18 protein-coding genes and 1 pseudogene are annotated in these 22,775 nt (G+C 65.2%); 10 read left to right on the forward strand and 9 right to left on the reverse strand.

Going from position 1 to position 22,775, the window contains the following annotated elements:
* Position 1: 1 nt before the first annotated feature.
* From V3596_RS01825 to V3596_RS01840, 4 genes are read right to left on the reverse strand one after another with little or no spacing between them, the layout of a single operon-like run.
* Positions 2-1,417 carry an aldehyde dehydrogenase family protein gene (locus tag V3596_RS01825; protein ID WP_334275880.1) on the reverse strand — a complete coding sequence of 472 codons (1,416 nt, stop codon included), beginning with the start codon at positions 1,415-1,417 and terminating at the stop codon, positions 2-4.
* Positions 1,414-2,373, reverse strand: a complete 960-nt coding sequence (gene speB / locus V3596_RS01830; RefSeq protein ID WP_334275881.1) for an agmatinase — start codon at positions 2,371-2,373, stop codon at positions 1,414-1,416. The genes V3596_RS01825 and speB overlap by 4 nt, the downstream gene beginning before the upstream one ends.
* Positions 2,366-3,859 carry a purine-cytosine permease family protein gene (locus V3596_RS01835; protein WP_334275882.1) on the reverse strand — a complete coding sequence of 498 codons (1,494 nt, stop codon included), beginning with the start codon at positions 3,857-3,859 and terminating at the stop codon, positions 2,366-2,368. Before V3596_RS01835 ends, speB begins: the two co-directional genes overlap by 8 nt.
* A gap of 5 nt (positions 3,860-3,864) precedes the next feature.
* On the reverse strand, positions 3,865-6,282 hold the full coding sequence (locus V3596_RS01840; RefSeq protein ID WP_334275883.1) for a TonB-dependent receptor: 2,418 nt from the start codon (positions 6,280-6,282) through the stop codon (positions 3,865-3,867).
* A gap of 149 nt (positions 6,283-6,431) precedes the next feature.
* Here V3596_RS01840 and V3596_RS01845 point away from each other — a divergent pair, with 149 nt between their 5' ends.
* Together V3596_RS01845 and V3596_RS01850 are read left to right on the forward strand one after the other, a co-directional pair.
* Positions 6,432-7,352 carry a LysR family transcriptional regulator gene (locus tag V3596_RS01845; protein ID WP_334275884.1) on the forward strand — a complete coding sequence of 307 codons (921 nt, stop codon included), beginning with the start codon at positions 6,432-6,434 and terminating at the stop codon, positions 7,350-7,352.
* A 295-nt stretch (positions 7,353-7,647) separates the two neighbouring features.
* On the forward strand, positions 7,648-8,934 hold the full coding sequence (locus tag V3596_RS01850; RefSeq protein ID WP_334275885.1) for a serine hydrolase domain-containing protein: 1,287 nt from the start codon (positions 7,648-7,650) through the stop codon (positions 8,932-8,934).
* Positions 8,935-9,211: 277 nt separating this feature from the next.
* Here the strand turns inward: V3596_RS01850 and V3596_RS01855 are convergent, their stop codons facing one another.
* Positions 9,212-9,379: a hypothetical protein gene (locus V3596_RS01855; protein WP_334276496.1), complete on the reverse strand. Its 168-nt coding sequence runs from the start codon at positions 9,377-9,379 to the stop codon at positions 9,212-9,214.
* 248 nt (positions 9,380-9,627) lie between these two features.
* Between V3596_RS01855 and hemP the strand changes: the two genes are divergently transcribed.
* From hemP to V3596_RS01890, 7 genes are all read left to right on the forward strand, one after another.
* The gene (gene hemP / locus V3596_RS01860; RefSeq protein WP_282823787.1) at positions 9,628-9,765 is read left to right on the forward strand and encodes a hemin uptake protein HemP; all 138 of its coding nucleotides are present in this window, start codon (positions 9,628-9,630) and stop codon (positions 9,763-9,765) included.
* A 78-nt stretch (positions 9,766-9,843) separates the two neighbouring features.
* On the forward strand, positions 9,844-12,042 hold the full coding sequence (locus V3596_RS01865; RefSeq protein ID WP_334275886.1) for a TonB-dependent hemoglobin/transferrin/lactoferrin family receptor: 2,199 nt from the start codon (positions 9,844-9,846) through the stop codon (positions 12,040-12,042).
* A gap of 20 nt (positions 12,043-12,062) precedes the next feature.
* On the forward strand, positions 12,063-13,169 hold the full coding sequence (locus tag V3596_RS01870; RefSeq protein ID WP_334275887.1) for a hemin-degrading factor: 1,107 nt from the start codon (positions 12,063-12,065) through the stop codon (positions 13,167-13,169).
* Positions 13,163-14,017 carry a heme/hemin ABC transporter substrate-binding protein gene (locus V3596_RS01875; protein ID WP_334275888.1) on the forward strand — a complete coding sequence of 285 codons (855 nt, stop codon included), beginning with the start codon at positions 13,163-13,165 and terminating at the stop codon, positions 14,015-14,017. The genes V3596_RS01870 and V3596_RS01875 overlap by 7 nt, the downstream gene beginning before the upstream one ends.
* Entirely contained in the window at positions 14,014-15,087 is a 1,074-nt protein-coding gene (locus V3596_RS01880) for a FecCD family ABC transporter permease (RefSeq protein ID WP_334275889.1), read from the forward strand. Before V3596_RS01875 ends, V3596_RS01880 begins: the two co-directional genes overlap by 4 nt.
* Positions 15,087-15,890, forward strand: a complete 804-nt coding sequence (locus tag V3596_RS01885) for an ATP-binding cassette domain-containing protein (protein ID WP_334275890.1) — start codon at positions 15,087-15,089, stop codon at positions 15,888-15,890. The genes V3596_RS01880 and V3596_RS01885 overlap by 1 nt, the downstream gene beginning before the upstream one ends.
* Positions 15,890-16,534, forward strand: coding sequence for an energy transducer TonB (locus V3596_RS01890; RefSeq protein ID WP_334275891.1), 645 nt, complete (start codon positions 15,890-15,892; stop codon positions 16,532-16,534). The genes V3596_RS01885 and V3596_RS01890 overlap by 1 nt, the downstream gene beginning before the upstream one ends.
* A gap of 254 nt (positions 16,535-16,788) precedes the next feature.
* Here the strand turns inward: V3596_RS01890 and V3596_RS01895 are convergent, their stop codons facing one another.
* Positions 16,789-19,092: a TonB-dependent receptor plug domain-containing protein gene (locus V3596_RS01895; RefSeq protein ID WP_334275892.1), complete on the reverse strand. Its 2,304-nt coding sequence runs from the start codon at positions 19,090-19,092 to the stop codon at positions 16,789-16,791.
* A 633-nt stretch (positions 19,093-19,725) separates the two neighbouring features.
* Positions 19,726-20,250, reverse strand: a pseudogene (gene sucA, locus V3596_RS01900) (2-oxoglutarate dehydrogenase E1 component); the annotation flags it as partial.
* A gap of 135 nt (positions 20,251-20,385) precedes the next feature.
* Between sucA and V3596_RS01905 the strand changes: the two are divergent.
* The gene (locus V3596_RS01905) at positions 20,386-20,616 is read left to right on the forward strand and encodes a helix-turn-helix transcriptional regulator (RefSeq protein WP_334275893.1); all 231 of its coding nucleotides are present in this window, start codon (positions 20,386-20,388) and stop codon (positions 20,614-20,616) included.
* A 92-nt stretch (positions 20,617-20,708) separates the two neighbouring features.
* Here V3596_RS01905 and V3596_RS01910 read toward each other — a convergent pair whose 3' ends face one another.
* A complete protein-coding gene (locus V3596_RS01910) occupies positions 20,709-21,527 on the reverse strand; it encodes an NYN domain-containing protein (RefSeq protein ID WP_334275894.1) in 819 nt (272 codons plus the stop codon).
* 136 nt (positions 21,528-21,663) lie between these two features.
* Positions 21,664-22,701: a hypothetical protein gene (locus tag V3596_RS01915; protein WP_334275895.1), complete on the reverse strand. Its 1,038-nt coding sequence runs from the start codon at positions 22,699-22,701 to the stop codon at positions 21,664-21,666.
* Positions 22,702-22,775: the final 74 nt, after the last annotated feature.

Here is a 22,775-nt window from a genome sequence, read left to right on the forward strand (position 1 = left end):
TTCAGGCGCGCCGTACGCCCACCGCGTGGCGCAGCTCCTGGTAGGCACGCAAGCCGGCCAGGCCCAGCTCGCGGCCCAGGCCGCTGGCTCCCAGGCCACCCCAGCTGACCTGCGGAAAGATCAGCTGCGGCGTGTTGACCCACACCAGGCCGGCGCGCAGGTCGCGCTCGTAGCGAGCCGCTGCAGCCTCGCTGCGGGTGACGACGGTGGCCACCAGGCCGTAGGGGGTGTCATTGGCTGCGGCCAACGCCTCGGCGTCGCTGTCGAAGGTGCGCACGCAGGCGACGGGGCCGAATATCTCGTCGCGCCATAGCGGGTTGTCGGGCCCGCAGGCCAGCAGCAGCGGGGCCATGAAGTAGCCGTCGCCGGCGCGGCCGGCCAGGCGGCCACTGCGCAGCACGTTGGCGCCGGCCTCCAGACCCTGACTGACCAGCGCCTGAACGCGTGAGCGGTGAAGGCTGGAGATCAGCGGCCCGATGGTCAGGACCTCGACCGCGTCGCCCAGTGCAGTCAGGAATGGCTGGTGGACTCGCTGGTCGACGAGGATGCGCGCCGTGGCCGAGCACATTTGGCCGGCGTTGGTGAAGGCCCCGCTCAGCGCCAGACTGACGGCCAGGTCCAGGTCGGCATCGTCGCGCACGATAAGGCTGGACTTGCCGCCCAGCTCCAGTGTCACGCGCTTGCACTGCTCGGCCGCCACGCGGCCGACCTGTCGGCCCGCCGCGGTACTGCCGGTGAAGGAGATCTTGTTCACGCCCGGGTGGGCCACCAGCGCCGCGCCCACGGCCGCGCCGCCATTCACGCAGTTGACGACACCGGCAGGCACGCCTGCGTGAGCCACCAAGTCCAGCAGTGCCAGCTCGGCCGGCGAGGTCAGCTCCGAAGGCTTAAGCACCACGGTGCAGCCTGCCGCCAGCGCAGGCGCGAGTTTCCAGGCTGTGGTCACCATGGGAAAGTTCCAGGGCACGACCAGGGCGGCCACACCCACCGGCTCATGGCGCCGCTGTGCCACCACGCCGGGATCACCGACATCCAGCAGCTCGGCATCGAACGCCTCGCCTTGCTCGCACATCCGTGCATAGAAGTTGAAGCAGGCAACGACGTCCGCGACGTCCGCTTCGGCCTCGGCCGCCAGCTTGCCGCTGATGTGCTGCTGCAGCCCGGCCAGCGCCTCGCGGTGTTCGTGTACCCCGCTAGCGACGGCCCGCAGCATCGTGCCCCGCTGGGCCGGCGATGTGTCGCGCCAGGCCGGCAGCGCGGCACGGGCCGCGGCCACAGCAGCGTCGATGTGGCCCGGCGTGGCCGCTTCCTGCCAGGCGACCAGCGCACCGTCGCCGGCGGCGTAGATGGGCGTGGCCTCGTCGGCGCGGAGCAAGTTGGCGCCCAAGAGAGCGGCAGGATGGCGGATCGTCGTCATGCCCGGACCTCCACGCCCGGCAGCACGCACAGCATCTCGTACGCGAGGTTGGCGGCCAGCAAGGCCGTGGTGCCCGTGGTGTCGTAGGGCGGCGAGACCTCGACGATGTCGGCCCCCACCACATTGAGTCCGCGCAGGCCTCGGATGATTTCCAGGGCCTGCGGCACGCTCAGCCCGCCAATCTCCGGTGTGCCGGTGCCAGGGGCGAAGGACGGGTCGATGCCGTCGATGTCGAAGCTGAGGTAGACCGGCGCATCGTTGACGCGCTCCCGCACCTCGGCCATCAGCGGCACCAGGGACCGATGCCAGCAGTCCTCGGCCTGCACGACGGTGAAGCCCTGGCGTCGGCACCAGTCGAAGTCGTCGGCGTGATAGCCGGTGCCGCGCAGGCCGATCTGGGTGACGCGGTCGTTCAGCAGCAGCCCGTCCTCCACAGCACGACGGAAGGGCGTGCCGTGGGCGATCTTCTCGCCGTTCATCGCGTCGTTGACGTCGGCATGGGCGTCCACGTGCACGACGGCCACACGGCCATGCCGGGCCTTCAGCGCACGAAGGATGGGCCAAGCGATGGTGTGGTCGCCGCCAAGCGTGATGGGGCGGCAACCGTTCGCGACGATGTCCGTGTAGGCGGCCTCGATGAGGCGCACCGAGTCCTTCAGATCGTAGGGGTTGAGGCGGACGTCGCCGACGTCGGCCACCTGCAGCGAATCGAAGGGTGCCGCTCGCGTGGCCATGTTGTAGGGGCGCAGCAGCACGGACTCGGCACGGATCTGCCGCGGGCCGAAGCGAGCACCAGGTCGATTGGAAGTGCCGATGTCCAGCGGCACTCCGACGAAGCAGGCGTCCAGGCCAGCAGTCGTCGCGGCTTGGGGTAGCCGCATCATGGTGGCAATGCCGCCGAAGCGCGGCATCTCGTTACCGCCCAGTGGCTGGTTGAAGCGATGAGGGTCAGGCATGGCGATGCAGGGCGGAAGGAAGGCGACGCGGTCGCGGCAGCAGCGCCGGGCCGCGCGGGCCGTAGACGGCCTCGGGTTCGGGGAAGGTCCGCAACAGAGCGAGGTAGCTGAGGCCACCGGCCAGCAGTGATACCGGTGCGCTGAGGTCCAAGTCGCCCAGGCGGGCGCTCAGTGGACCGGTGAACAGGCCTGGCACATGGGCGCATAACAAGCCGAGGCCGGTGCCCACCGCCCAGGCGGCCAGAGCGCGCAGATTCCAGCCGCCGGTGAACCAGTAGTGGCCACCGCGCTGGCCGCGGTTGAAAACCTGCAGGTCAGCAGGCAGATAGTGGCCGCGTCGCGTGACGAAGCCGATCACCATGATGGCCAGCCAGGGGCAGCTGGCCGCGGAGATGACGGCGGCGAAGGTGGAAACGCTCTCCAGCAGGTTGAAGACAAAGCGGCCGACGAAGATCACGGCCATCGACAGCAGGCCGACGGCCAGCGTGCCGCCGGCGCGGGAGAACCAGCGCGGGAAGATGCTGGCCATGTCCAGCCCCGTGCCGTACAGCGCCGTGGTGCCGGTGGAAATGCCGCCGACGATGGCGATCAGGCAGACCGGCAGCAGGCACCATCCGGGCGAGATAGCCAGCAACCCTCCGATGTAGTCGCTGGCCTGCACATAGCTGGGCGCCTGCGTAGCCATTAGCGTCGCCGTGATCAGGCCGAAGCCCAGCGGCAGCAGCGTGGCCGCCTGGGCCGCCAGCACGGCAGCCATCAGCCGCCAGCGCGACGTGCCCTCGGGGATGTAGCGGCCCCAGTCGCCCAGCGTGGACGAGAAGGACAGCGGATTGCTGGCCGCCACGGTGGCCGCTGCCACCAGCGCCGGCCAGTAGCCGGTGTCGCCAGCATGCAGCGTGCCGGCATAGCTCCCGTCGAAGGCGCCGGCAAAAGCCGGCACGGCGACCAGGAACAGCCCGCTGGCCGTCCACACGGCGATCTTGTTGACCCACAGCATGAGCCGGAAGCCGTAGATGCAAATGGCCACCACCAGTGCCGCGAAGAAGGCGTAGGCGCTTCCCAGCATCAGCGGCGTGGCCGCCAGGCCCAGCAGCGCATGCGCGCCGCCCACCAGCGCGTCGCCCGAACTCCACACCGCCAGCGCGAAGAAGCAGATGGCGGTGAGCAGCAGCAGGAACGAGCCCACCAGCCGGCCGTGGATGCCGAAGTGGGCGCCCGAGGACACAGGATCGTTGGTGCCGTTGCGCGGGCCGAACAGGCTCATGGGCGCCAGCAGGACACTGCCGATGCCCAGTCCCACCAGCAGCGCCAGCACGCCGTCGCGCAGCGACAAGCCCACCAGGATCGGAAAGCTACCCAGCGCCGACGTCGAGAAGGTGTTGCACCCACCGAACAGCAGACGGAACAGATCCGCAGGCCGCGCCAACCGGTCGCGGGCAGGGATCTGCTCGAAGCTGTGGGTCTCGATGTCGGTGAGCCGGCTCATGGCGGTCAATGGAAGCGGTAGCTGGCCGACAGTCCCACGGTTCGCGGCGTCAGGTAGATGGCGCGCAGGCCCACACGCTGAGCGACCGCAGACGTTCCCTGGAAGGACACCAGGGGTCGCGTGTCGGTCAGGTTATTCACCCAACCGCTAAGGTCCCAGTTTCCCCAGCTCAGGCCGCCTCGCAGCGACAGCGTGTTGTAGGCGGGGTAGGAAAATACCGTCTCGTCGGGGCTGTCGCCTCGATCGCTGGCCTTGTTGGCGATGCGGCGGGCGTTCAATGCCACCCACCAGTCCAGTCCGTTGTCCGTACCCCCACTCCAACGCACGCCCAAGGTGTGCTTCCAGGGCGCCGTGCCGCCCAGCTTGCCGCCCTTCTCGTAGGTCCGGCACTCGGTGTTGGCGGCATACAGGCAGACGGTCTTGGTACCGTCCCACTTGGCCTCCGAGTAGGTGGTCGCTGCATTGAGCTCAAGGTCTGGGACGACGCGCCAGCGCGCTTGCATTTCGAAGCCCTGCGAGTAGGCCTTGGGTCCATTAGTGGTGCCCCACACAGGGAAGCCGTTGACGTCTTGCGAGAAGTACGTCTGCGGGTCCTTCCAGTTGAGGCGGTAGACGTCGGCCTGCAGGTAGACCGTGCGATCAAGCAGGAATCCCTTGAACCCCACCTCCAAGTTGTCGGTGCTGTCTGGCAGGTAGCGTCGCGTCTCGGGTGCAACGGTCTGCCCCCCCTGGGCGCGGAATCCATTCGCGCCGCCCCGTCGGAATCCTTGCGAGAACGTGGCGTACGTCAGCAGATCGTTCGTGAGCTGGTAGGCAGCGTTGAACTTGTAATAGCTCTTGCCGTTGCCCTTCTCATTGTTCTGGATGTTGCCCGTCACGAGGTCGAAGGCGTAGTCCTCCACCTGGGTGTCGGCGCGATCCTTGTAAGCGAACACGCGCGCACCTGCCGTCAGGGTCAGGCGGTCAAGGGCCTTCCAGTTCAGTTCACCGAACAGGGCGCTCTCACGGTAATGGCTGCTCTGCGTCTCAGAGTAGCCCTCGTCGGTACGACCCCGTCCGGGCGTCTTGAGTGGCTCCAGGCCAGGCATCCACTCGGAGAACTGCTGACTGCGCTTCTGCTCAGCCAGGTACAAGCCTGCAACCCAGCTCCAAATCCCAGGATCGGAGACCAGACGGGTCTCATGCACGGTGCCCCGGTATTGGTTGTTGTAGGTCATGTAGGCGGTGTTCCCAGCCCAGCTTCCGCTACCCAGCCTGAAACGCGAGTAACCGAGGTCACCATAGAAGAACGAACCGGTGCCCAGGTAGTCGCCCTGCCCGACGCGGCTGTCGCTGTAGCCTGAGGTGGCGGAATGCAGCCGGGCGCCCGGCAGCCGCCAATCGATCTCCAGCGTGGTCAGATCAATCTTGCGGTCGGTGTACTCTGGATAGGGAGACAGAACGGTCTGGTCGTCGAACGCCAGCGGGGCGTTGTAGCGGCCGGGATTGCCGGTCGCGGGCAAGAGCTGGGCCCCGCTGCTGCCATGCGCCAATTGCGACTGGTTGGCATAGGACAGCTGGAAGCTCAGATCCGGTGAGGCCTGCCACAAGAGCGCCAGGCGACCGGTGTTGGTCTTTTGCCAGTCGTCATCCTTGTAGAGGCATTGGCTGGCGTCTGGCTTGGCCTTCCATGGCGACGCCGAAAGGTAGGTCGGCGTGCACGCGTAGCGATCCGTCACGCCTTTTTCGTCGAGCCGCGCGAACGAAAATCGAAGAGCCAGGGCGTCGCCCAACGGAAGGTTGACCACGCCGTCGGTGTCGTTGGAGATGCCACCGCCTCGGGTCTGATAGATGCTGGTCGACAGGCGCGCATGGGTTCGGTCAAGCTTGGGCCGGTTGGTGATGTAGCGCACCGTCCCCCCGAGTGCGCCGCCACCGTAAAGCGTTCCCTGTGGTCCCAGAAGTGTCTCCACGCGCGCCACGTCCTTGATGCGAAGGCCGATGTCAGGCAGCGGCGTATCGTCCAGGTAGTAGGACAGCGTCGAGCGGGTAAACCACTCAACATTGTTCGCGCTGACCGAAGAAATGTTCAGTCCACGCACGGTGACGGAGTCCGTGAAGCGGGCACTGTTGCCGGGGGCATCGATACCAGGGCTGGCCGCAATCAGCGACTTCAGGTCGGTGATGTTCTCCTCGCGCAGCTTCTGCTCCGACATCGACTCGATGTTGATCGGCAGCTTGTGGGCCGCTTCCTCGCGCTTGCTCGCCGTAACGATGACCGTGTCGAGCTTGGTGCGGTCGTTCGAATCCTTGTCGGAGGGCTTGGCGGCCCTGGGGGCCGACGCCGCGGCATCCGGCGGCGCAGCGGTCTGCGCATGAGACAGGCCGCTGCCGATCAGGAGAAGGCTGGCGGCCAGCGGGTGCAAGGCAGGGCGTTTTTTCATCGCATCTCTACTTTCCGTTGATGTGGATAGGGCCAGCCAAACCGGCTCGACCCGCATCTTCTTGGTCCGCGGCACTCAATAGCGGTCGCAACTGGAAAGCTGGTCTTTCCCGAATTGGCGGCAGCAGTGGAATCGGAGACCATGCATCAATGCCCTGCGATGCCCTGAATCCCCTTGAAGTGCTTCTCCAGTTGCAGCAATGCGGCAGCCTCGCCCAGGCAGCCAGTCGCCTGCATCGAACGCCGTCGGCCTTGTCAAAGATCATCAGGAGTCTCGAAAGTGAGGTCGGCCATGCCCTCGTGGAACATGCAGCCCGTCCGCTGCGCCTGACCGACACAGGACGCGTTTACGCCGAAGTCGCACGGGAAACGCAGCGCAACCTCCGCGAGGCCCAGGACCAAATCGCAGAGCAGTCCGGTCGCATCAGTGGTCGGCTGCGCATCACCGCGTCGGTGCTCCTGGGCCATGCCGTGCTGGCAGCCTACGTCGTGCAATTTCGTCGGCAGCACCCGGAAGTCGAGATCGACGTCGAGCTCAGCGATATCGACCTGGATCCCATTCGGCACAGCTTTGACCTGGCTGTCCGCCACGAGCAAGGCACGGCTGCCGGCCTCATTGGCCGTCCACTTGGCAGCAACCGTGTGCACCTGGTCGGCTCACCCACCTATTTCGAGCGGCATGGCCGTCCGCAATCGCCCGCCGCGCTAGAAAGACACATCTGCCTGGCGTTCCGGTGCGCTCCGCTGGATGCGCGATGGCGCTTTCACCGCGGCGACGAGGCCCATGTCATCGTTCCCCGCGGCCCCGTCATGGCCAACAGCGATGAATTCCTGCTGGCCAGCGTGCGCGCTGGTGACGGCCTGCTGCCCTGCTTCGACTGGCTGGTGGGATCGGAGCTTCATGCGGGCGCGCTACAGACCTGCCTGGAAGACTGGCGCTTCGAAAGCGATGCCTACGGAGCGGCCGAGTTGTGGGCGGTCTATCCGCAAGGACAGCGTGGGCGACGCAAGCTCACGCTGTTCCTCGACGGCCTGGTGGACCATTTGGCACACTGCCGCGCCGGTCGCTGAGCGACTGCAGACCTTGCAGCCCTGGACATTTGCGCGCGTTAAAGCGGTCTTGCCCACCGAGTCTTCAGGGAATGCCCTGTGCGGGTTGCCACTCGGCATGTCCTTGGGTTATGAGCCCCCCCACAGAACTTCAGCCTGTTGCGCAGAGAGTGCCCACTAGGATTTGATGGAACCGATGTCGCAGCGCGCTTTGCGGTGCCCGTCACGCTCGCTCGGACATCAGCGTCCCAGCCACCATCAACGTCGGCAACTACCGAGATGAACTGCGGAAGTGCCGATTCCAGCAGGATCGTTCATGTCCATTGATTCCACTTTTCCACCGGGCTTGCGCCGCCGGGACCTGATCGGTCTGCTGGCGCTGCCCAGCACGCCCTCCATGGCCCGCCCTGCCACGCTCGATCAAGCCCTCCATGCGCTCGTGAACGATCGGCAGTGCCCTCTCACCGGCCTGTCGGTGCTCGTCAGGCGGAACGGACGCGTGGTCTATGAGGCGCAGTTCGGTTGGCGTCATGTGGGCCCTGACTTGCCCGTCACGCGCGACACGATTTTCCGTATGGCATCTGTCACCAAGCTGGTGGTCGCCATCGGGGTGATGCGCCTCGCGGACGCTGGCAAGCTCGACCTGGACGCCAACTTGGACGAACTCCTCGGCCACCGTCTGTTCAAGTCACTATGCTTGCGGCACTTGCTTAGCCATCGCAGTGGACTCACTGACCGCGGCACCGACTACACCGACCCCGCGGTTGACCTGCGGCAGCTGCTCAGCCAATCCGGCCCCACCTGGAATGGCCATGAGCCCGGCAGTTGGTTCGAATATGCCAACATCAACTTTGCCGTGGTGGCTGCGGCCATGGAGCGCGCGACCGGCTCGCGGTTTGATCAGCTGATGCAGAGGCTGGTTCTGGATCCCCTCTCGATGCAGGGCGGATTCGATCCTGCCAGCCTACCGGTCAAGCAACTGTCCCAGGTCGCCACGCTCTACCGGAAGGCGCCTGACGATGATGGCCCTTGGGACACCGCGGGTCCTTGGGTGCCCCAAGCAGACGACTTCCTTGTCACCCCGCCACGCCCAGTCCTCGAGGATTCAGCCGGCTATGTTCCGGGATCGCGGGGTGCGGCGTTCGGCCCCCAGGGGCGACTTCGTACCCGTGTTGCCGACCTCGGAACGCTGCTGGCGGTGCTGGTCGATGGGGGCAATTACCGAGGTCAAACCTTTCTCAAGCCGGAAAGCCTTCGAACCTTAATGTCAGAGACCTGGCGATCTGACGGGAACAACGGAGACGACGGGGCCGGCATCTTCCAGGCCTGGGGCGTCGGGATGCAGCATTTCATCGATCGAGGACGCGAGGGGTGGGGCGATCGACTGCTACACAACGGTGGCCTTCATGCCTGGGGACATCTGGGCTTCGCCTATGGCTTGGTGTCGGCCTTCCTGATGGTGCCCGAGCGCCAGTGTGGCATTGTGTATGCCATCAGCGGTACGGGCGCCAACCCTTCGATGCACCCTGGCCAACGCAGCAGCTTTCCAGCGTGGGAAGAGCAGCTCCAGGACTTGCTTTGGAATGAAGCCTTGCGAGGCTGAATGTTCGGGAGTTCAGAGCGCAATCGCCGAATCGACCATATCTATCAGGCATGTCCGGTGGGCTGCCAGCGCTACATACGTCCGTGGACCAAGTTCCGATTGACAGATGCATCAACAGATCAGACGTGTGCATTCCCTTGAGCTGCCGCCGCTTCAGTGGACCTGCGGATTGCGCAGAAGACAGTAGCGCTGCAAATGCGTAGGTTACCGTCCAGCGATCTGGGGCCGAATCACCGAAAGACCCACGCTCAGGTCGTCTTGAATTCTTCAATGCGGATCAATATCGCTTGACCCTTGTTGACGCAGCCAGCGAAAGTGCCAGCAACACGCAGATCAGGCCGAAGGCCAGTTGGTAGTTCTTGTTGATGTCAAACAGCACGCCGGTTGCGAAGATGAAGCACGCGTTCATCGAGCGCCACGAGCGTGAACACAGCGTGCGGCGCATGTGTCAGGTCATGAAGGTGCATCCCAGCGGCTACTAAGCCTGGAAGGCCGAGCCTGCGAGTCCTCGCGCCCAGGATTGTCTCGGTTTGGGCGCAAATAGTCCCGATTCCGCCCTTCAGCAACACTCACGCGGTCTTTGACGCCCGCCGCGAATCGTGTTGCAGCCTCTTCATTGCATTGCAATTGCGACTCATTCTCATTTATAGTGACTGCATGTCCACTTCAATCCCCGCCCCAAGCCCTTGGCCGATGGCGCCTCCTGCAACGGCACCGCGCCTGAGCAGCCAGGCCCTGTTGCAGGGCCGCCGCGAGGTCGAGATCGAGCATGCCGGCCAGGTCTATCGCCTGCGCCTGACCACCCTGGGCAAGCTGATCCTGACCAAGTAGCCCTTCGCCTTTCACCTGTCATCACCGCACCAGCCAGCCCGCGCCAGCCCGTGCCAGTCACCTCACAAGGACTCGCCCATGCTGTCGCGCAAGACTCCGGTCGCGCTGGCGCTCGTCGCCCTCTTCGGCTCTGCACAGAGCCAGACCGCTCCCACCACCACGCCCGCTGCTGCTGAACCCGCTCGCCTGGGCGAACTGACGATCAGCGCCACCCGCACCGAACGCAGCACCGACGCCGTGCCGAGCACGGTGACGGTCTACGACAAGAAGCGCCTGCAGCAGCGCGAGGGACGCGACCTCAAGGACCTGCTGGAAAACGAGGTCGACGTCGCCATGCGCGCCGTCGCACCGCGCTTCACCGCCGCCGGCGCCTCGACCGGCCGGGGCGGCAACGAAGGCATCAACATCCGCGGCCTCGAGGGCAACCAGGTGCTGATGATGATCGACGGCATCCGCATGCCGCAGAGCTTCAGCTTCGGCGCCTTCGCCAGCGGCCGCGCCGACTATCTGGAGGTCGACATGCTGGCCGGCGCCGAGGTGCTGCGCGGCCCGGCCTCGGCCCAGTTCGGCAGCGACGGCCTCGGCGGCGCCCTGAGCCTGCGCACGCTGTCGCCGTCCGATCTGCTGGTGAACGGCAAGCAGCAGGCCGGCTTCCTCACCCTCGGCACGCTGAGCACCGACCGCTCGAAGAAGGCCACCGCCGCCTTCGCCGCCGCCTCGGGCGACTGGGAAGGCTTGCTGATGGCCACGGTCCGCAACAGCCATGAGACCAAGAACCAGGGCGAGAACGAGGCGCAGAACAGCACCCGCACCACGCCCAACCCGACCAACATCTCGACCGAGACCCTGATGGGCAAGCTGGGCCTGAAGCTGAACGGCAGCCAGCGCCTGATGGCCACACTGGAAGCGCGCCGCCGCAAGATCGACACCGATGTGATCACGGCCCGCGCCGCGAGCTTCAGCGCCGCCACGCCGACGGCCGTGGTCTCGCTGCTGGCCAACGACAAGCTCGACCGCCAGCGCTTCTCGCTCGAGCACCGCTACGAAGACCTGAACGCCGAATGGCTGCAGTCGCTGAAGACCACGGTCTACATGCAGGACAGCCAGACCCGCCAGTACGCCGCCGAGGACCGCTATGTCTCGGCCGACCGCACGCGCGACGGCTACTACAAGGAGAAGCTGATCGGCCTCTCCAGCATTGGCCAAACTCAACTCAGTCAGTTGAGCGGCCAGCGCCTCAGCTACGGCCTGGACCTGAGCCGCAACCGCATCTCCGGCCTGCGCGACGGCAGCGTGCCGCCGGCCGGCGAGACCTTCCCGAACAAGCCCTTCCCGGACACCGACTACCTTCTCGCCGGCGCCTTCGTGCAGGACGAGATCGAGGCCGGCGACTTCAGCCTGATTCCGGCACTGCGCTTTGAGCATTACTCGCTCAGACCTAAGGCCGACGGCTACACCGGCGGCACGGTCGTGGCACTCTCCGACCAGGCCGTCACGCCGCGCCTCGGCCTCATATGGCGCGCCTCGCCAGGCTTCCAGCCCTATGCGCAATGGGCCCAGGGCTTCCGCGCACCGACGTCGGATCAGGTCAACAACGGCTTCGCCAACCCCACCCAGGGCTATCGCAGCATCGGCAACCCGGACCTGAAACCCGAGCATGCGAACAGCCTGGAAGTCGGCCTGCGCGGCAAGCTGGCCGAGACGTTGCACTGGCAGCTGAGCGCCTACGACAACCGCTACCGCGACTTCATCAGCCAGGAAGTGGTGAGCGGCGCCGGCACCACCAGCAATCCGCTGGTGTTCCAGTACGTCAACCTGGCCACCGCCCGCATCCGCGGCACCGAGGCGCGCCTGATGTGGCAGCCGCTGGCCGGCCTGAGCTTCAGCGGCGCGATCTCGCAGACGCGCGGCCACAGCGAGCGCGCCGGCGTGCAGACGCCGCTGGACACCGTGCAGCCAACCCGCGCCAACCTCGCCGCTCGTTGGGAAGTTGGCGACTGGGACCTGCAGGCCTCCTGGCTGCACAGCGCGGCCAAGCAGGCTTCGCGCAGCAGCACGGCCACCAACTTCCTGCCGCCGAGCTACGACGTGCTCGACCTGGGCGCCAGCTACCGCATCAATCCCTCGCTGCGCCTCGCCGCCTACGTCACCAACCTCACCGACAAGAAGTACTGGCGCTGGTCCGACGTGCGCGGCATCGCCGCCACCAGCACCGTGCTCGACGCCTACACCGCTCCCGGCCGCCAGCTGCAGCTCTCGCTGCGCGCCGATTTCTGATCGAGGAAAGGAACCCGACCATGCAAGCCAGCTTTGACCACATCCGCCAGGCCTTTGCCACTGCCCGCCAGCCAGCCCAAGACCAAGCCCAGGCAGGGCCCGCCCGCCACCGCGACATCGCGGCACAGCTGGACCTCTCCGAAGGTGAACTGATCGCCGCGCACTGCGGTGAATTCGCTGCCGGGGAATCGCCGCTGCAAGCCCGCCGCCTGCGCGAGGAATGGAGCCTGCTGATCGAATCACTGGAACCGCTGGGCGAGCTGATGGCCCTGACCCGCAACGAGTCCTGCGTGCACGAGAAGGTCGGCGTCTACGCCCATGCCAGCACGCAGCATGGCGTGGCCCTGGTGCTGGGCGGCGCCATCGACCTGCGCGTGTTCTATGCGCAATGGGCCCATGGCTTTGCGGTCGCCGAACGCCTCGCCGACGGCGCGATCCAGCGCAGCCTGCAGTTCTTTGATCCCGCCGGCCAGGCCGTGCACAAGATCTTCCTGCGCCCGGGTACCGAGGTCGCCGCGTTCGAGTCGCTGGTCGGGGTGTTCCTGGCCGAAGACCAGCAAGCCGGCATCGAGTTGGGCGCCGCCTGGTCCGATGCTGCCGAGAAGCTCGACGCGGAGGTCGACGTCGCCGCCTTCCGCGAGGCCTGGGCTTCGCTGCGCGACACGCACGAGTTCTTCGGCATGCTCAAGCGCTTCGGCGTCTCGCGCACCCAGGCCCTGCGGCTCGCCGATGCCGGCTTCGTCCAGCCGCTCGCGGCCGCCAGCGCCCAGGAGCTGCTGAGCCGCGCGGCCCAGGAAGCCGTGCCCCTCATGTGCTTCGTCGGCAACCCCGGCATGATCCAGATCCACAGCGGCCCAGTGAAACGCGTGGCCGTGATGGGCCCCTGGCTCAACGTGCTGGATCCGGGCTTCAACCTGCACCTGCGCGAAGACCACATCGCCAGCGCCTGGCTGGTGCGCAAGCCCACCAGCGACGGTCTGGTCTGCTCGTTGGAACTGTTCGATGCCAGGCAGCAGCTGATCGCCCAGTTCTTCGGCGAGCGCAAGCCCGGCCAGGCCGAGCGCTGCGACTGGCGCGAGCTGCTGGAAAGCCTGACCGACACCACCCCGCTGGAGGCCGCATGCTGAGCCGCCGGCAACTGCTGGCGCTGGCGCCGGCCGCGCTGGCCCTGCGGCCCGCCGTGGCAGCGCCCGCCCAGCGCGTGGTCAGCGTCGGCGGCTCGCTGACCGAGGTGGTCTATGCGCTGGGCGCTGAGGGCTCGCTGGTCGGTGTGGACAGCACCTCGGTCTACCCGAGCGCGGCCCGTGCCCTGCCCGATGTCGGCTACATGCGCACACTGTCGGCCGAGGGCCTGTTGGCGCTGGCGCCCACGCTGATACTGGCCACCGAAGACGCCGGCCCGCCGCCCGTGCTGCGCCAGCTGGAGCTGGCCAAGGTGCCGCTGCACATCCTGCGCTCGGAGCACAGGTTCGAGGGCCTGCTGGCCCGCATCGAGCGCGTTGCCGAGCTGCTCGGTCGCGCGCCGCAGGCCAAGGCCCTGGTCGAGCGCATGCGCACCGACTGGGCCGCCGGCCAGCAGCGCGTGCAACAGCTGGGCCAGGCCGGCAAGCCGCCGCGCGTGCTCTTCGTGCTGGCCCACAGCATGGCCCAGCTGCGCATCTCCGGTGAGAGCACGGCCGCCGATGCCATGCTCGGCTATGCCGGCGTTCGCAACGCGTTGGCCGGCGTCAGCGGCTACAAGCAGCTGACGCCCGAGGCCGCCATCGCCGCCGCGCCGGACGTGATCCTCACGACCAATGAAGGCCTGCAGGCCGCCGGCGGCATCGCGCCGCTCCTGCAGGCACCGGGCCTCGCGCTGACGCCGGCCGGCCGCGCTAAACGCGTCGTGTCCTTCGATGCGCTGGAACTGCTGGGCTTCGGACCGCGCCTGCCGCAGCTGCTGCCCAAGCTGGCCGAGTCGCTCTACAAGGCATGAAGCAAGACCTGACGCTCGGCGGCCCGGTCCTGCCCTCGCGCAGGCTGCCCCGCCCGTCGCCGGTCGTGGTGATGGGGCTGCTCACCCTGCTCGCGGCGGTGGTCTGCGCCCAGCTTGGCGCTCTGCCGATCCCGCTCGGCGACTGGCTGCTGCCGCCCTGGGTCGAGAGCGAAGGCTTCAGCGGCAGTGTCCATGTGCTGTGGCAGCTGCGCCTGCCGCGCCTGGTGCTGGCCCTGGCGGTGGGCGCAGCGCTGGCGCTGGCCGGCTCGCTGGCGCAGGCGCTGTTCCGCAACCCGATGGCGGACCCGGCCTTGCTCGGCGTCAGCAGCGGCGCGGGCGCGGCCGTCGCGCTTTCGCTGACGGTGTTTGCCAGCCTGCAATTCGCGCTGCCGCCGCCCCTGCGGATGTGGCTGCTGCCGGTCGTGGGCTTCGTCGGAGCGCTGGTGGTTTGCTTCGCCCTGGAGCGCATGGCGCGCTGGCTGGCGCCGGGCTCGATAGCCGGGCTCTTGCTGACCGGCCTGGCCTTGCAAGCCATGTGCTTCGCGCTGATCGGCCTGTGCAGCAACCTGGCCAACGACGAGCAGCTGCGGGCGATCAACTTCTGGACGCTGGGCTCCCTGGCCGGCGCCAACTGGATCATGGCGGGCGTGATGCTCGTGGCCCTTGCCTTGGGCGGCTGGGCGGCGCTGCGCATGGCGCAAAGGCTCAACGCGCTGGCCCTGGGCGAAGCCGCAGCGGCCCATGTGGGCATCGAGGTGCAGGGCCTGCGCGTGCGCGCCATCGCCCTGCTGGCCCTGCTCAGCGCGCTGGCCGTGGCCTGGTGCGGCAGCATAGGGTTCATCGGCCTGATGGCACCGCATCTGGCACGCCAGTTCGTGGGCGCCGACCAGCGTCGGCTGATCCCCATGGCCATGGTCAGCGGCGCCCTGCTGCTGCTGGTCGCCGACACCCTGGGCCGCACCGTGGCCGCACCGGCCGAAGTGCCGGTGGGCGTGTTCAGCGCACTGATAGGCGCGCCCTGGTTCCTTTGGCTGCTGCGCGGCGCGATGCGCCGAACGGGGAGTGCTTAGTGAGTGCCCTATTGCATGTGAATGATGCGGCGCTGCTGCTTGGCCAGCAGCGCTTCGGCCCCTTCCAGCTGCGGCTGCAGCCGGGTGAGCGCGTGGCCATCCTCGGGCCCAGTGGTGCCGGCAAATCCACGCTGCTGAAGCTGCTGGCGCGTGAGCTCCCGCCGGCCAGCGGCGAGCTGGTCTTCGAGGGCCGTGCCTTGCAGGACTGGCCGGTGGCCGCGCTGGCGCGCCGCCGCGCCGTGCTGCCGCAATCGCATGCGGTCGCCTTTGGCCTGCCGGTGGAACTGGTCGTGGCGCTGGGCCGCGTGGCACTGGGTCACATGGCACGGGGTCACGATGGGCAGCAGGCCCGCATCGTGGAGCTCGCGCTGGCGCAGGCCCAGGCTGCGCACCTGAGCGGCCGCCGCTTCGACAGCCTCTCCGGCGGCGAGCAGGCCCGCGTGCAACTGGCCCGCGTGTTCGCGCAGACCTGGGACCAGCGCGGCGGCCTGCTGCTGTTCGACGAGCCCCTGGCCGCGCTCGACCCCGGCCTCACGCTGGAGCTGATGCAGGCCATGCAGCGTTTCGCCAGCGAGCGTGGCCATGCGCTGGTGGCCGTGCTGCACGACCTCAACATCGCGCTCAATCATTTCGAGCGCCTGTGGCTGCTGCGCGAAGGCCGCATCCTCGCGGACTGCGATGCCGTGCCCGCCTGCCTGCCTTTGCTTGAGCAGCTTTACGGCGTGCGCCTGCGCCTGCTGCGCGACGCCGAAGGCATCGCCGTGCTGGCCAGCTTGGGCCGCGCGATGGCGCAGGCGGCGTGATGAACAAGACCGGGCTAGTGCTGACCCTGGGCGTGCATGGCCTCGTGCTGCTGCTCGTCATGTCGGGCAGCCCCCTGCAACCCAAGGCGCAGGCGGCCGTGCTGACAACGCGCTTGATTCCGGCAGCGGCTGCGCCGGTCTCCTTGCTCAAGCTGCAGGAGCCGGCGTTGCCGATGCCGGCCCTGTCCGCGCCGCTGCCGACGCCTGAAATCCAGATCAACGCCAGCGCCGAACCGGCTGCCGCGCAAGCTGCGCCAGCCGCATCGCCAGCCGTCGCCATCGTGGCAAGGGCAGCAGCGACAACAGCGCCCAGCATCGCCACCGCCGATCCGCCGCCGCCCTCAAGCAGCTACCAGCCCGCCTCGCTGCCGCCCGAGCATGGCAGTTGCAGCGCACGCGGTGTCGAGCGGTACTACCCGGCGCTGCTGCGCGAGCGCGGCGTCCAGGGTCATGTCTTGCTGCGCGTGCAGGTCGATGAGCAGGGCCGCGCGGCCGAGGTCCTGGTGCAAGGCGGCAGCGGCTGGCGCCTGCTAGACGACGCGGCCCGCCAGATCGCGCTGGCCTGCCCGTACCTCCCGGCCCGGCGTGGCGAGCAGCGCCTGCCGGCCTGGGTCGAATACCCAATCCGCTTCGCCCTGCATTGAGCAGCAATTGATTCCCGAAAGGAGGAATGCCATGTGCGACAAAGAGAAGAACAACAGCAGCCACATTTTCAGCCGCCTGCCCCTCGAAGTCGGCGGCCCCAGCGCCCCTTGCAGCTGCCCGTGCCCACGGCTGTGAGCCTACTCGGCTCGCGCCGGCGTCGGCTGTGGGAGCGGCGCCTGATGTGCGACGACACATTGAGCTCTATCAAGGTCGGTTGCTGGTGCGCCGGGGTCTATGAAAGATGCGCAACTGGCTAGAGCTTCATCTCCAACCTCAAGGTCCAGATGGTGTAGGTGCGCCCCCAACTACGGCCATTGACGATCTTGTCCGGGGTAGTGGTGAAGCTGTCGTTCTGATAGTCCAGGGGCGCAAGATTGGCTGCTGAGAGGCGTAGCACTGTGTTGGTGTCGAAGCTCCAACTGGCGTATCCGTCCAGCACCTGCTTCTTTGAGTTGCGGGACGCAACTTGCTGTGTCTGTTGCAGTGTTGTCAGTGGCGTGTAGTTGAGACTCGCGCCCAAGCTGAGCGGCAAGCCCTTCAATCGGTAGTCGCCGCCAAGATTCGCGACGAAGCGTGGCTGTTGAGCCAGGCGGTTGTGCGGACCAGGGATGCCATCGACCGATGACTTGTAGAGGCTTAGATTGCTGCGTACGTTGACGGGCAAGGCGTCTGCAATGAACTGGTCAAGGCGGAACTTGGCTTCGAGCTCAAGACCTGCCGTCACTGCTGAGCTGATGTTGCGTGGGCGGGAGACCCAACGCGGAGCATCGGACCAAGCCACGCCGTTCTCCAACTCCGTCATTCGGCGCACCAAGTTGCTAATTTGGCGCAAGAAAATGTTGGCACTTAGCAGCCCACCTTTGCTTAGGTACTGTTCGTAAGCGACGTCAATACCGGTCGCCAGTTCGGGCTTTAGCAGCGGATTGCCTGCGAAATCTGCGTAGATAAACTCGTTGCTTGTTTGGCAGCGCCCGCCGGATGGGCAAGGGTATAGCGAGTTGACTGTGGGCCGGGCAATCATGTCGTTCAGTTCGGGCGCGCGGTAGCTGCGCGTGAGACTCAAGCGGATTTGATCTCGGCCCTTCTTGGGATCGTCGCTGAACTTATAGAGTGCATGGAACAAGGGCGTGAACACCCGAGAGGTGTTGCTGACGTCATAGTTCTTTGCTGTGCTTTCCGTGTTGATAGCCTCCCAGCGAATGCCCGCATAGAACGACCACTGCTTACCCACGTTCCAATCATCTTGGGCATAGACAGCCAAGCGACGACTGCCTGCGTCGAGCTGATCGCCGAAGTCGAGCAGGTAGTCGCAGGAAAGTCCGTTCTCCGTACAACGGCGGTCCTGTTTCATGCTCCGCCCCTCAGTCTCTATTCCGGCGACGAAGCTGTGGTCCTCCATCAGCGGTTGAGAGAACTTACTGCGCAGGCTCCAATTGCCATTGTTGGACTGGCTACGATCTTGACGCGCAGTCACTAAAGTGGCGCCTTTGAACTCGCTGGTGTCGTTCGTGAGTGTGCTTCCGAAATGCCCCAGGGTCGCGCTTGATTCCAACTTGCCGTCGCTCCCAATGCCGGTGTGCCATTGACCGCCCAGGCCCGCGCCAGAGAAGTTGTTCTTAAAGGTATTGCGATACCGATCAAAGCGCGATAGTGGGTCGCCAGGGAGCGGCGTAGGAGTCTGCGTTCGCAGGTATTCCCCTGCTCCTTTGCCATCGCCAGCATTGAGAAAGGGAGATATCGCCAGCAACTCTCGGTTCGACGGCTTCCACTGCAGCCTGCCACTCACGTTAAGCCCGCGACTGTGGTTCTCGTTCCGGCCTTGAGTCTCTATTACGCTGTCTTGACCGTTGCGCAGGTCGTGTACATCGCTGCGCCCATGGTTCTCGTTGCTGAAGTCCGATTGCTGGGCGTTGACGGTGAGGTTGTAGGTCTTGATGCCCCTATCGTCGAGCTTGTCGTTTCGGCTCCAGTTGAGCGTCGGCCTCAAATTTCCATTCTCTGTAGACACGCCCAATCTAAGCTCATTGACTAGGCGCGGCGGTGCCTGACGGAGCACCACGTTGATAGTCCCTGCGATGGCCTGGGCACCATATTCAGCCGTTGGCGCTCGCATTACTTCGATGCGCTCAACTTGCTCAGGAGGCAGTCTATCCAGAGACATACCTGGTGGCATACGTTCGCCGTTGACGAGGATCTGTGTATAGCCGCCTGCCATGCCTCGCATCCGGATATCTCCTCCGCGGCCAGCCACGCCGCCTGTGGTGACGCCGGGCAAACGCTTCATCAGCTCACTGACCGAACTGTCCCCGTACCGTAAGAGCTCCTCGCGACCGATGACGATCTTGGCCGCCGTGGAAGCGCGACGCGCGTCGTCGTCATTCGCATTCCCAGAGACATTGACGCGATCAAGCTTCTGAGGCTCTGACTCAGGCTTGGCCGCCGTCTTGGGGGGCGCCTTCTCATCTGTCGACTCGGGCTTCCTTGGCTGCTGATCTTGCGCTAAGGCAGGCAATGTCAAGCAAAGAGAAATGCAAGCAATCGACAGAACGGGCGTCATGGGCATAGCAAGTAAGCAAACCAGTGCGCAGGTTGAGGCGTGCGGATATTAGCGTGGAGATCTAGAGCTAATGCTCCAAATGAGCCTTCTCAAGACTGCATGCAGGGTTCCACCTGATGTAAGACCTAACAGGTCGGGTTTGTGGGTAGGTTTGTAAATATGTGCGAATTGCGCTCAAAAAGTGATCTACGAAACGAGGATGCCGATTTGACCAGTGAGCGCTAAGTCCATGGAAAACCTAAGAATAACTGCTGCTGGTCGACGACCGCTCTTGAAATCGACGCTGCGTCAAGCGCGCGCTACTCGCCCAAGTCCGCGGTTCGGCGTAATCCCTCTCAGCAGGATTACGGATGACTTCGACTGCGCAGATCGTTAACGTGATTTTTGAACGGCACGAAGTCGTCAAGCGGGATCACTAAACAACCAATAGCTGCATGACTCAGGCGACAAGTAGCTTGACGCGCGCCGGACGCTTGCCGTCCCACTCTGGAGAGTCTTGCCCGCCAGCGAGGCAACTCCGCGGGAAGTGGACCTTGTGTTGGTACCCATGAAAGCTCCCTCGAATCTCAAAAATAGGACTGTCTTTTTATACAGTAAATACTGTATGCAGTGCCTCGAACGCCGTCAATACGTCAGCGTCACCGGGTCGGCCAGTGCATAGCCGTACTCGAATGCAAGCACCGCCTCTTCGGACAAGATCGAGTCGATGACGACGAAGGGTGCCTGCCCCTCGGCCACATGCTGCAGCGGGATGTAGCAGCCTTCCTCGGACTTCTCGCGGTTTTGGTCGTGCAGCACGGCATGGCTGTGGGTGAAGGTGCCGCGACCGCAGCCTTCACCGGAAAGGCGCACCGGGTAATCGCTGGCCACGAGGGAGGCGAAGGCCATGTGCTAGCCCATGTCCCAGTCGATGTTGACCTCGCCCCGGCCCATGGCCGCGCGAGCGGCCAGGACCCTTTCGACCAACGAGTGGACCTTGAAGGTAGAAGGCAGGGTGGTGATCTTCTCGGCCAGGCGCTTGAACTCGGCCACCGGCAGCGCGGTGTCGCAGCTGGCGGTCCACTTCTTGCCCAGGTACGGCGACCAGTCAGTGGCGTACTTGCTCTTGAAGTTGGTCAGCACTGGGGCGACCGTGTGGCGGCCTTCGTCAGTTGTGGCCAGTGCCTCCACTTCCCTGGCTGCTTGACGGCCACCTCCCCTGATGGCCGTCGACTGATTATTGATAGAAGTCATCGTGCGCTTATCCGCCAACCGGGCCTACGCTTGAAACAACATCACCGATGGAGTCTGGCCATGAGTGCTCTCCCCGTCCCAAGCGATGCCGGTGGCGTTGATCCGCAGGCATCGCGCTTCGTCCGAATTGCAGCGGTCCGGCAGATGACTGGGCTCGGCCGATCAACAATCTATCGGCTTGTGGCTGCTTGCCAATTCCCCCCGCCTGTGCAACTGTCCAGCCGGGCCGTTGGATGGCGGCTATCGGACCTGGAACAGTGGAGCCGTGCACGCAAACCAACTTCACACTAGGGCCGGGATGATCGGGACCAGACCGCCTCGCCATCCGGGCATTTTCAGCGTCTCGCCAAGTCGCGAAATCTACGTCCACGGGTGTCGGCTTCCTATCTGAGGCGAACAATGTGATCCGAGTCGCCCTTTCGCACTTCCACCAAGGCATCCAAGGCTTTCACCATTTCCGCGAAATTTGCGTGACCATGGTCCTTGGGATCAAACGTCGAATCCAGCCGCTTGACCATGTGCCAGACCGATCCCTTGTTGACCCAAGGCTCCCCCTTGGTCTCAGCAAGCAGACGAATGGCTCGCTTCAGGATTTCGGCTGCGGGGTCGGCGGGTGGTAAAGGCGGAGCGGCGGGACCAATGTTTGGCTTGGCAAGCGACTCGGCGACGTCATCCTCAACCAAGTTCTCGTAATACCTGAACTCATGACAGCTCTTTGCCCAATGGCGGTTGGTGTTCCTGCGCGTGCCGACGCCGATCAGGATCTTTCCAGCAGCCTTGATCTTCTGCGCCACGGGCATGAAGTCGCTATCGCCACCGACGATGATGATCGTGCCGACATGCCCGAAGCGGCTGATGTCCTCCGTCGCATCGAGGCAGAGCTTGATATCCGCACCGTTCTTCGCGGACGCGCCCGGCGGGAACAACTGGATGAGCTCAACTGCGCTTTGAAGCAAAGCATCCCGATAGCGGCCGTAGAACTGCCAGTTGCAGTAGGCCCTGTTGATTGCGATGGGGCCGAAGGAGGCACTCAACTCCGTCACCGCCTGGACATCGACGAGCGGCTCCTGCGGCTTGAACCTGGTGTCAGGTTTAGCGTAGTAGCCCTCGCCGAACTTCGCCTCCGCCAAGCCCGCATGCAAGTTCTCGAAGTCCCAATAGAGCGCGACCGATCGATTCTCCTCGCGATCCCCGTAGGCCATCTTGTTCTCCCAAAGCTCTCAGACGCAGCATCCTACTGTGCTGATGCTCTGCAATGGCAACCTGGCTTGATCTTGGCCCGGGCCACGGCCATCGGGCCATGTCACGTCAAACGTCCTCGTCCGCGACAAGCGGCGATCATTGCCGGTTGCACGCGCAATGCCGTTGACTGCCATCCGAGGCGCGCAGAGCAGCCGATTCTTCGAGGATGCGGGAAAGGGGTGTTGCAAGGATCAGCCGATCTGCGTGACGTGATCGACACGCTTTCATCTGCTCGCTCAGCGTGCCCTTCGCCCGTTCAAAATGTCGAGCCACAAACGCTGCTGAGCAAAGTCCGTGGCTGACAGCCAGACAGGCAACCAAAGCACGCCCTCGGACAGTCAACATGCTAGATCGATTGGCATGGCCCATGTTGCGACCTGGATGAATCTTCGCTGTCACCCACGCCTCGAGCAGACGGAGTGCATCATCGATGCGAAAGCTCCCTCCAGCCACAATCAAGGATGCCGCGACGACGCCGAGCGGCTTGGTCACCACCTTGACCTGCTCAGATCCAACATGCTCCTCCGGCAGTTCAAGCCCGCGCATCAGCTCCCAGACCCGCCACTCATCGTCCGTCGGCGCCCTGCGAATGCAGCGTCGGATCGCAGCGCGCGCCTCGGCCTTGGACTCTCCAAATACTGCGCGTAACGGCCCGGCATCAAAGCCTTCGCCGGCCTTGGCCCCCAGGGCAACCCGAAGTGCCGCATGCGGGTAATGCGTGGCGATCTTGCATGAGGTCCGTCTCACCGGTCGCCATGCCAACATGCGGATTTCACTGCGCAGGGCCGCCTCGGACATGATGGGCTCGATATGGCAGGGTCCGGCGAACACTGGACCTCGCATGGCCTGCGCTTCGCGCACCCATCGCGACAAAACGTGGCTGAATGAGCGGGTAATGCTTGCGACCGATTCGCCGCCATCGATCCGCGCGACGGCATGGATCTCCGATGGCAGCATGACAAAGTAGAGGAGCACCTTGCTGGGTGACCGATGCGCGCGGATCAGGCGCTCTCGAATTCTCGCAATCAGATTCTTGCTCGCGAGAAAGTCGCGGCCAGCTATCGACTGCCAGGTCAGACTCCATACCGTCGCCCCGGCGCCCTGCGCGCCCTCCGCTGATTTTTCAACTCCCATGCATGTATGACGATGCCGTGAGTCAAACCCTCACCTAACTGGCTATGCGATCAGCAGTTTTCATAAAAACTCCA

Source organism: Roseateles microcysteis (genome assembly GCF_036880965.1).
Lineage (GTDB): Bacteria > Pseudomonadota > Gammaproteobacteria > Burkholderiales > Burkholderiaceae_C > JAUASW01.

Bases quoted from the DNA above. Each gene is read 5' to 3' on its own strand.
- V3596_RS01825 (WP_334275880.1), bottom strand. From the start codon at position 1,417: ATGACGACGATCCGCCATCCTGCCGCTCTCTTGGGCGCCAACTTGCTC.
- speB (WP_334275881.1), bottom strand. From the start codon at position 2,373: ATGCCTGACCCTCATCGCTTCAACCAGCCACTGGGCGGTAACGAGATG.
- V3596_RS01835 (WP_334275882.1), bottom strand. From the start codon at position 3,859: ATGAGCCGGCTCACCGACATCGAGACCCACAGCTTCGAGCAGATCCCT.
- V3596_RS01840 (WP_334275883.1), bottom strand. From the start codon at position 6,282: ATGAAAAAACGCCCTGCCTTGCACCCGCTGGCCGCCAGCCTTCTCCTG.
- V3596_RS01845 (WP_334275884.1), top strand. From the start codon at position 6,432: ATGCCCTGCGATGCCCTGAATCCCCTTGAAGTGCTTCTCCAGTTGCAG.
- V3596_RS01850 (WP_334275885.1), top strand. From the start codon at position 7,648: ATGTCCATTGATTCCACTTTTCCACCGGGCTTGCGCCGCCGGGACCTG.
- V3596_RS01855 (WP_334276496.1), bottom strand. From the start codon at position 9,379: ATGCGCCGCACGCTGTGTTCACGCTCGTGGCGCTCGATGAACGCGTGC.
- hemP (WP_282823787.1), top strand. From the start codon at position 9,628: ATGGCGCCTCCTGCAACGGCACCGCGCCTGAGCAGCCAGGCCCTGTTG.
- V3596_RS01865 (WP_334275886.1), top strand. From the start codon at position 9,844: ATGCTGTCGCGCAAGACTCCGGTCGCGCTGGCGCTCGTCGCCCTCTTC.
- V3596_RS01870 (WP_334275887.1), top strand. From the start codon at position 12,063: ATGCAAGCCAGCTTTGACCACATCCGCCAGGCCTTTGCCACTGCCCGC.
- V3596_RS01875 (WP_334275888.1), top strand. From the start codon at position 13,163: ATGCTGAGCCGCCGGCAACTGCTGGCGCTGGCGCCGGCCGCGCTGGCC.
- V3596_RS01880 (WP_334275889.1), top strand. From the start codon at position 14,014: ATGAAGCAAGACCTGACGCTCGGCGGCCCGGTCCTGCCCTCGCGCAGG.
- V3596_RS01890 (WP_334275891.1), top strand. From the start codon at position 15,890: ATGAACAAGACCGGGCTAGTGCTGACCCTGGGCGTGCATGGCCTCGTG.
- V3596_RS01895 (WP_334275892.1), bottom strand. From the start codon at position 19,092: ATGACGCCCGTTCTGTCGATTGCTTGCATTTCTCTTTGCTTGACATTG.
- V3596_RS01905 (WP_334275893.1), top strand. From the start codon at position 20,386: ATGAGTGCTCTCCCCGTCCCAAGCGATGCCGGTGGCGTTGATCCGCAG.
- V3596_RS01910 (WP_334275894.1), bottom strand. From the start codon at position 21,527: ATGGCCTACGGGGATCGCGAGGAGAATCGATCGGTCGCGCTCTATTGG.
- V3596_RS01915 (WP_334275895.1), bottom strand. From the start codon at position 22,701: ATGGGAGTTGAAAAATCAGCGGAGGGCGCGCAGGGCGCCGGGGCGACG.